Source organism: Gemmobacter caeni, assembly GCF_003054195.1.
Lineage (GTDB): Bacteria > Pseudomonadota > Alphaproteobacteria > Rhodobacterales > Rhodobacteraceae > Gemmobacter > Gemmobacter caeni.
On record NZ_QBKP01000003.1, the window covers coordinates 396239 to 404524 of the forward strand.

10 protein-coding genes and 1 riboswitch are annotated in these 8286 nt (G+C 66.3%); of the genes, 7 read left to right on the forward strand and 3 right to left on the reverse strand.

Annotation, left to right across the window (positions count from 1 at the left end; translation table 11 throughout):
- Positions 1–61: 61 nt before the first annotated feature.
- Together cobF and C8N34_RS07270 are read right to left on the reverse strand one after the other, a co-directional pair.
- Positions 62–829 carry a precorrin-6A synthase (deacetylating) gene (cobF, locus tag C8N34_RS07265; protein ID WP_108128334.1) on the reverse strand — a complete coding sequence of 256 codons (768 nt, stop codon included), beginning with the start codon at positions 827–829 and terminating at the stop codon, positions 62–64.
- 51 nt (positions 830–880) lie between these two features.
- Positions 881–1558, reverse strand: a complete 678-nt coding sequence (locus C8N34_RS07270; protein ID WP_108128335.1) for an energy-coupling factor ABC transporter permease — start codon at positions 1556–1558, stop codon at positions 881–883.
- A 36-nt stretch (positions 1559–1594) separates the two neighbouring features.
- Positions 1595–1812: riboswitch (cobalamin riboswitch) on the reverse strand.
- A gap of 111 nt (positions 1813–1923) precedes the next feature.
- Here C8N34_RS07270 and xseA point away from each other — a divergent pair.
- From xseA to C8N34_RS07305, 7 genes are all read left to right on the forward strand, one after another.
- Entirely contained in the window at positions 1924–3525 is a 1602-nt protein-coding gene (gene xseA, locus C8N34_RS07275; protein ID WP_108128336.1) for an exodeoxyribonuclease VII large subunit, read from the forward strand.
- Positions 3526–3990: 465 nt separating this feature from the next.
- Positions 3991–5331 carry a tyrosine-type recombinase/integrase gene (locus tag C8N34_RS07280; protein ID WP_108128337.1) on the forward strand — a complete coding sequence of 447 codons (1341 nt, stop codon included), beginning with the start codon at positions 3991–3993 and terminating at the stop codon, positions 5329–5331.
- Between the two features lie 339 nt (positions 5332–5670).
- Positions 5671–5928: a hypothetical protein gene (locus tag C8N34_RS07285; RefSeq protein WP_108128338.1), complete on the forward strand. Its 258-nt coding sequence runs from the start codon at positions 5671–5673 to the stop codon at positions 5926–5928.
- Between the two features lie 280 nt (positions 5929–6208).
- A complete protein-coding gene (locus tag C8N34_RS07290) occupies positions 6209–6475 on the forward strand; it encodes a helix-turn-helix transcriptional regulator (RefSeq protein ID WP_108128339.1) in 267 nt (88 codons plus the stop codon).
- Positions 6476–6541: 66 nt separating this feature from the next.
- On the forward strand, positions 6542–7207 hold the full coding sequence (locus C8N34_RS07295) for a hypothetical protein (RefSeq protein ID WP_108128340.1): 666 nt from the start codon (positions 6542–6544) through the stop codon (positions 7205–7207).
- Positions 7207–7467 (forward strand): hypothetical protein, encoded by a 261-nt coding sequence (locus C8N34_RS07300; protein ID WP_108128341.1) that lies wholly within the window; start codon positions 7207–7209, stop codon positions 7465–7467. The genes C8N34_RS07295 and C8N34_RS07300 overlap by 1 nt, the downstream gene beginning before the upstream one ends.
- A complete protein-coding gene (locus C8N34_RS07305) occupies positions 7467–7835 on the forward strand; it encodes a hypothetical protein (protein WP_108128342.1) in 369 nt (122 codons plus the stop codon). Before C8N34_RS07300 ends, C8N34_RS07305 begins: the two co-directional genes overlap by 1 nt.
- 20 nt (positions 7836–7855) lie before the next feature.
- On the opposite strand, the gene C8N34_RS26295 is transcribed toward C8N34_RS07305, so the two are convergent.
- Positions 7856–8286: hypothetical protein (locus C8N34_RS26295; RefSeq protein ID WP_170120538.1), on the reverse strand; the 431-nt coding region annotated here is incomplete at its 5' end.

An 8286-nucleotide genomic window follows, 5' to 3' on the forward strand; every position in this document is an offset into this window, starting at 1 on the left:
GTTTCGCGGCCCCTCCGGGGGCCGCGCGCAAATCTTTTGAGGAAAAGATTTGCAAATTTCTTCAGGAAGAAATTTGCGCCTGGCCCCGGCGGCGCAGCAGGTAAATATCCATGATCCAGCCATGTGCGGCGCGGGCTTCGGCGCGGGCGGCAATGATGCGTTGGCCAGCGTCAGCCAGCGGGCCGCTGTCGGTGATCTGGATGTGCATACCCGCATAGCCCGCCCACCAGATCTGTATGCCTTCCGGCGGCAGGCTCTGGAAGGAACATTCGCCGTCCAGCATCACCACACAGGTATCGACGCCAGCCGGAAAGCCGGTTTCGCGCAATTGGCGCCCGGTGGTGATGGTGACGGGGCCGTCGATCTCGTTCAGCGGGATGGCATGGGCGGCGGTCAGCGCCTGGATTGAGGTAATGCCGGGGATGACCTCGATGTCCGGGCGCGGGTTCAGCCGGGTGGCGATGCGCAGGGTGCTGTCGTAAAGCGAGGGGTCACCCCAGACCAGCAGCGCGACGCGCGTCGCGCCGGGGTGGGCCGCGATACTGTCCACCCAGCGGGCGGCGATGGCATCATGCCAGTCTTCGACCCTTTGGCGGTAATCGGCAGTTGCGGCGTCTCGCGTCGGATAGTCGAATTCGGCAATGCGGGTCGCGGGGTTTTCCAGCACCTCGGCGAGGATCTCGCGCCGGAGGTCGGCCAGATCGGCCTTCGCGCTGCCCTTGCGCGGCAAGAGGATCAGATCAGCGCGGTTCAGCGCGCGGATGGCTTGGCGCGTCAGGTGGTCGGGATTGCCGCTGCCAATTCCGACGAGGCTGAGGTGAAGGGTCATGGTCGCTCGGTCAAAGAGGCCGCCGCCCGGCTTTGGGCGGCGGCAGAAAGATCAGGCGGCGGCGTGCAGGCGTTGGGTCACAAGGCCGGAACCCGCAAGGCCCTTGATGGCCTTGGCGGCTGCCAGAACAGCCAGATCCACCAGCGGTTCCACCGCGACGACCAGCATGTAGGCGGCCCCGAAGGTCGAGACCTGCGCCATGGCCTCGGCGCTGAAGCCCATGCCGTAGAAAGCCCAGAAGGCGACCCAGGCGACGATGCCCGCCTGATAGGCGGTCGACAGCGCCAGCGCCTGCCCGTAGCGCAGATCGACATAGGCGGTGCCGGGGGCGATGACGCGCCGCGCCAGTGCCTGAAGGCCGAACAGTGGCACCAGCAGGGTGGTGACGTTCATCCCGTATTGCGGCAGGTCGAAGGGGGCGAAGAACATCCCCTGGATCAGCAGGCCAAGCGCCAGCCCGATGGCCGCCGGAGCGGCGCCGAACAGCAGGAACAGGGTCGAGCCAAGGATGAGATGCACCTCGGATACGCCGACGGGCACATGGGGAAGCACCTCGAAGAAGGTGAAGGTGGCGGCGGTGGCCAGCACGCTGCGCGCCAGCAGCGACACTGCACCCTGTTCGCGGATCGCGGCAAAGGCGGTTTTCAGCGTGTAAAGCCCGGCGGTGGCGGCGGTGGCGGCACCAAGCATCAGCTTGGCCCCGGAAACGAGGCCCGGTTCGATATGCATGATCTGTCTCCTCTGGCCGTCACACCCGACGGCCGTGGTTTCGGTTCATGCAAGGCCGGTCTCCTGGCTTGCGGGTCGTGGCGCGTCCCGGCCTTCCCGGTGCCTTTGGGGCACCAGTGGCGGATGGGGGCGCTCTCCGCTCACAGTCGCGGGGGCGGCCGGGGCTTCGGGCGCCTGACTGGGTTCGCCCTTCCCCGTTCCCGATTGAGTCCGGTGCTTGGCACCTGATGGACACCTTGCCGCCTCGTTCTGTGGCGAAAGGGCGCTTGCGTCAAGCGGGCTTTGCGACGGTCTGGTGCGCTTTGCGACGGGCGGGCGGGGCCGGGGCGGTTGCGGGCCGCGCGGGCTTGGGGCAAAACGGTGTCATGGACCTGTTCGAAGACCCCCAGCCCCAGCAGGGCAACCAGCCCGAATATACCGTGTCGGAGCTTTCCGGCGCAGTGAAACGCATGATTGAAGGCGAATTCGGCCTTGTCCGCGTGCGGGGCGAGATCGGGCGAGTCTCGCGCCCGTCCTCGGGGCATATGTATTTCGACCTGAAGGATGACCGTTCGGTCATTGCCGCCGTCTCCTGGAAGGGGCAGGTGGCACGGATGCAGGTGCGCCCTGAAGAGGGGATGGAGGTCGTGGCCACCGGCCGGATGACCACCTTTCCGGGCCAGTCGAAATACCAGCTGATTGTCGAGGATGTGGCCCCCGCAGGGGCCGGTGCCCTGATGGCCATGCTGGAAAAGCGCCGCGCCGCCTTGCAGGCCGAGGGGCTGTTTGACCCCGCGCGCAAAAAGCCTGTCCCTTATCTGCCCGGCGTGATCGGGGTGGTCACATCGCCCTCGGGTGCGGTGATCCGCGACATCCTGCACCGGCTGCGCGACCGCTTTCCCCGCCATGTCCTGATCTGGCCGGTGGCGGTCCAGGGGGAGAAATGCGCAGCCGAGGTGGCGGCGGCCATTCTTGGCTTCAACGCGATCGAACCCGGCGGCCCAGTGCCGCGGCCCGATCTGCTGATCGTGGCGCGGGGCGGTGGCTCTCTGGAGGATCTGTGGGGATTCAACGAGGAAATCGTGGTGCGGGCGGCGGCGGCCAGCCGCATTCCGCTGATTTCCGCCGTGGGGCACGAAACCGACACCACGCTGATCGACTTCGCGGCTGACCGCCGGGCGCCAACGCCGACCGCCGCCGCCGAGATGGCGGTGCCGGTGCGGCTGGACCTGCTCGCCGCGGTCGATGGCTTCGGGGCGCGTCTCAGCCGGGCGATGGCGCAGGGGGCCGAGCGGCGGCGGGTGCGGTTGTCCGATCTGGGCCGGGCGCTGCCCCGGCTCGACATGCTGCTGGGCGGGCCGGGCCAGCGATTCGACGCGGCGGTGCAACGGCTGGGCGGCGCGTTGGGGCTGATGGTCACCCGCAAGCGTGGCGCCTACGAGGCGCGTGCCGGGCGCCTGCGTCCCGAGGCGCTGCGCGCCCTGATCGCGGGCCGGGCCGAGCGGCTGCAGGTGCTGACCGCCCGCGCGGATACGGGAATGGAGCGGCGGCAGGAGCGCAGCCATGCGGGCCTCGATAAATGGGCCTCACGGCTCGCGCCCGCGCTGGCGCGTCTGCTGTCCGGAGCCAAAACCCAGATTGCCCGCGACCGGGATCGTCTGGGCGTTCTGGCAAGCCGACTGGAAACCGCACCTGCACAACGGTTGGCCCGCGCCACAGAACGGCTGGACGGGCTGGAGCGGATGCGGAAGACGCTGGGCTATCAGGCGACACTGGCGCGGGGCTATGCCGTCGTACGGGCCGGAGGCGCCGTCATCACCAGTGCCGAACTTGCCCGCGAGGCCGCCGCGCTGGAGATCGAGTTCCGCGACGGCCGCGTCACGACCGGCCCCGGCACCTCCGTGGCGCCATCCGCCGAAGGCCCCCTGCGCACCCCCCGCAAGCCCCGTCCCCGCGAGGAGGGGCCGGATCAGGGCAGCCTGTTCTGACGCACAGCTCGCCGGACTGCCCCGGCAACCCCGTGGGCCGATGGGCGCAGGGAGTCCTCCGGGGCATCTTGCGCGAGGGGCCGGAGGCTGGAGGCGCGTACAGCCGCATCGGACGGCGCAGATGATGTGATCGCGCCCGACGGCATCAATCCTGCTGGCCTGGCACCGCAGGCCCTTAAGCCTAACTTCCGCAGCCTTCAGAACCACAAAAGCCTCCTTGCGGGGGCTTTGTATGTAGCTGAAATCCTAGGGATTTTTGGCTCCGGCGGTAGGGATCGAACCTACGACCAATTGATTAACAGTATCCAGCAGCGCGACCCGACGCAGCCCTATGCAGCCCGAAGCAACCCTATAGCATACGGAAAACATAGCGATTTCAGTTGCTTGGCCGATGTGATAAGCCCTATGCAGCATTTCGCAGCATGACCGCTGGTGCTGTTGATCTGCTTATGAGGAGCTGCCGACATGCCCGACCCGACCCGCAAACACCCGCCCCTGAAACTCACGAAGGGGTACATCGACAAAGTGACCCCCGGACCCGCTGACGAACTGCACTGGGATACGGACGTGAAGGGCTTCGGCCTGCGCGTGACCCCCACACGCAAGCTGACGTTCATCGTGCAGGGTCGCGTCGGCGGGGTTGGCACCGCTGCCCGTATCACCATCGGGCCTTACGGCGTGTTCACCGTGGACCAAGCCCGCGAGGTGGCGCGCGAACACTTGCGGTCGATGCGCATGGGGGTTGACCCGCGCGAGGTGAAGAAACAGCAGGAGGCAGAGCGCCAGCAGAAGGTGACCGAGGGGGTCACGTTGATGCAGGTCTATGAAAGCTATGTCAGCCGACCCGGCGCGCTCAAGCCGTCCACCCGCAAGTGGTATGAGTTCTACGTCACGAAGGTTTTTGCTGACTGGCAGGATAAGCCCGTAGTCAGCATCACCCGCGACATGGTCAAGGATCGGCACGCCCAGCTTGCCCGCGACGGGTTGCCGGGGAAGAAGGTCCGCAAGGGCGGGGCACCAGCCAGCGCCAACTCGGCGATGGTCGTCTTGCGTATCCTGCTGAACTACGCCGCCGACGAGCACCAGCTTGCCGACGGGTCGCCGCTCATTGCCAGCAACCCCGTGGCCGCGATGAAGCGTCACTGGGCACCAGCGGGAGATCGCACCGACCGCTACATTCCCTTCGAGAAGGTGGGCGAGGTCTGGAATGCGCTGCATGAGGCGCGGACCACAGCACGGAACGGCGACATTCTGGCCGGGATCAACTTCGTACTGTTCTTGATGACCACAGGTGCCCGCCGCTCCGAGGTCGCCAGCCTGCGCTGGTCGGATGTGTGCATCGACCGCGACGACCCCGCCAAAAGCTACTGGTTCGCGGATGACCGGAAAGTCGGCAAGCCGACGCGGTTCCCCTTGTCGTCCGCAGCGGCCGTAATCCTTGACGCCTGCAAGCGGGTTGACGGGAACGACCATATCTTCCCGAGCCGTGGGAAGGGTGGGCACATCGTTGACCCGCGCGGCGCGCTGGAACTGGTGGACAAGGTGGCCGGGCGCGTCGTGGGTGCGCATGGGCTTCGAAAGTCGTTCAGCAACATTTCTCAGCGCGAGCTTCGCATCGAGAAGTTCCGCACCGACCTGTTGATCGGGCACAAGCCAGCCCAAGAGGACGTGACGAGCCGCGCCTACCTTGATCTGACGGACCTTCGTTGGCTTTACCCCGAGGTGGAGGCTATCGGGGCTTGGATTGTGCAGAAGGGGGCGGTTGCCGCAGGGCGCAACGTGGTCCCGCTGGTGCGGCCAGCGTGATCGCCCCGTATCCCCCGAAAATCGCCGGCAGCAGCCGGGGTGCGCTACCCGCCGCCGTGTGGGTGGCGCGAAACGGGATCGCGGCTGTAGCCCGGCGCTGCGCGGCGGTTTCATCTAGTAAGCGGTCGTTAACTTGTCTCGCAAAAACAAAGTCTTGACCGAATCGGCGGGCGATGCCATGAGGTTTCTATCCCGTGGGGTATCCAATCCCAAGCGACAGGTGTCGCGAGCCACCGGCGATAGGCGGACGTAACAGCCGCAAGGCAGGCGTTTGATGAGCCCCGCTCGTCCGCTTGCCCTTTATGCATTTGCGGCGATGGGCATTGGCATGAAAGGCTGATGAACATGACGTTTGACTATTCTGAATCCGAGATCCAAGAGGCGCTCGACGAACTGGTGGCCACTGGTCAGGTCGTTAGAGAGGGCGATGGCTACTACGTTCCTGAGGAAGCAAAAGACTTCGGACCGACCACCACGGAAGAGAAATTGGCGATTGAAACCCTGATCGCGGCCTTCGATCTTGCGCAGGGCGATTTCGTCTCGATGTCGTGCTTTGATGATCGGGTGGAGATTCAGGTGAACCGCGCCGTTCGGTAGTTTGTCGCCACATAAACCCGCCCCTGCGGTTGCCGGGGCGGGTTTCATCCGAGTGCATTTGTCGTTTGCCCGACGCATTACGGCTGTGCAATGCTGCCCCTTGCACCCTATCCGGGTGCCGTGCCGAGCGGGGCCGTAAGCCGCTACATCAGCCGTTGGAGTAAGGCGCAAGCCCCAGGACACGGACACTCTGCCGGAGGAACCCCTTCGGTGCTGGTGACCACAGCTCAACCGTCCGTCAGCCGCGACATGCGGCATCGGCAAGCTGCGGAGTCGCCATATGGCACATCCTGACGACCTTCTCACCAGCACGGAGACCGCCGCCCTTCTGGGCATCAAGCGGGGCACGCTGGAACTGTGGCGGCAGAAGGGGCAAGGCCCCAAGTTCGCCAAGCTGGGCACCGCGTCCCAAGCCCATATCCGCTATCGCCGCTCTGACGTGGCCGCGTTCATTGAACAGCGCCTCTATGCCAGCACCAGCCATTACACGGCCGCGCTGGCGACCCTTAGACCCGATGTCAAACGGGCCGGGGGCGCATCGGAATGAAAATGCTGGACCATTTCAGCGGCTATCCCCGAAGGCACCGCAATCCCCGAACTGACCGCACCCCCGATGGGCAAGGCGGAGGTGATCGACTTCGCAGCAGTCGTGAGCCGCCGCGCTGAGAAGTTCGGCCAGACCATTGACACCCTCTCCGCTGGCATCGCCATGCGGGGCCGTGAGGCTGCCGACAGCCTCGCCCGGGCGGACTTCCCGCCGGAGGCGCAGGCAGAGGCCGCGCGGAAGGCGGAGGCCAAGGCCCGCAAGGAGGTCGTGACCAACAGCACCGACCGCCGGTGGGACATGCTGAAGGAGCTGAAGGCGGCGGAGGACACCACCCGCACCACCGCCGCGCTCTTTGCCTCGCCGCAGGCCGTCCTCGCCCGGGCCGGTCTGGGCACCACCGAACGCACCAACTTTGAGGCGCAGCTCGCGGGCTCCGGCCCAGCGCAGCTGATGAACCTCGCCACCTTCGCCATCGCCACCAAGAACGCGGTCCTCGGAGCCGCCCTCTGTGCGGTGTGCGAGCGGATGCCCCGGCGTGACCGGCCCTTCTCCCCTGCCGACTTGGCCGACCGCCTCGTGGGCGAGGAGACCCGGGCCGTGCAAGCCGCCATCGAGACCATCCGCGCCGCTGCCCAGCGGGCAATCGTCGCCAACCGCGAGTTTGAGCGCGGGCGGGTGAGCCCGCTTGACCGCGTGAAGGTCGCACTCAAGAGCCAGAAGGAGGCCAACTGATGCCGCTCTACCTTGTAAGCCGCCCGAAGGGTGCGGACCACCTGAAGAACCCCGCCGGGATGCACGGCGCTCTGGTCGAGGCCGCAGACGCAGCCGCCGCCATCGCCGCAGCCAACGCCCTTGCGCCCCGCCTGAACACGCCCTTCGCCGGGTACGATGCGACCGAGGTGGCGACCGCTGCCGCCGGTGGCTTTGCCCCGGCCCTAATCCAAGGGACTGTCGTGGGCGATGCCTACAGCGGCCCGGCACGGGGGGCGTGATGCAGCCGGAGGTGATCGCAAGCGCATATCCGGACCTGTTCCCCCGCCGGGTCCAGCAGGCGCACATGGCGCTGCTGACTTGGGCGGAGGAGACGAACCCCGACCGCTGGCCGACCCCGCCTGACGTGTGCCGGTTCGCCCGGCTCTACGGGGTATCCCGTGCCACCTTGGGCGCGTTGGTGGGGATGCTCTCCATTCGGCACGACAGCCAGACCCCGGAGACGTGGGTGGACGCGGTGCGCCACCCGGAAGACGCCCCGCCGCACCTGATCCAGCGCCACTCCCGGGACGTGATCCGGGCCTTTGGCTGGTTCTGCGCAACCACGGACCTCGGGTGGGTGAACCTCCCGAGTCCCACCATTCATTGAACAATAGGAGGCGGCGGGCGTCAGCCGCCTCCGAGCAGCTTTAGAAGACCGCCCACCAGCGCGATAGCCCCCTCTGCCGTGAGATTGCCGGCAGCCCCGGTCAAAGCAGTACGCACATCCTGAACCAGCCCCCTAAGGGCAGTCCTGTTGGGCGCTGGTTTCTCTGTTTCAACAATTACTGCGTCGATAGTCTCCGCAAGGTCCGAGCGAGCCCCGGCATCCACTAATTGTGGGGCGGCATCGCGCAGCTGTTGCATCGTATTGCGCACTTCGCAAATACTCGCATCTGTCAATGCGATATCACCGGAGGTGTTGCCCTCACCCATGTTGCCAGCGAAGTTACCGATATTGCCGATAGAGGTGGCTGCGGGAACCTGAACAGCCGGGATAAGTGGATTTTCCGCGTAACAGCAGCATGATGCTGCGAGCGAGGAGAAGACCATGGCAAGAC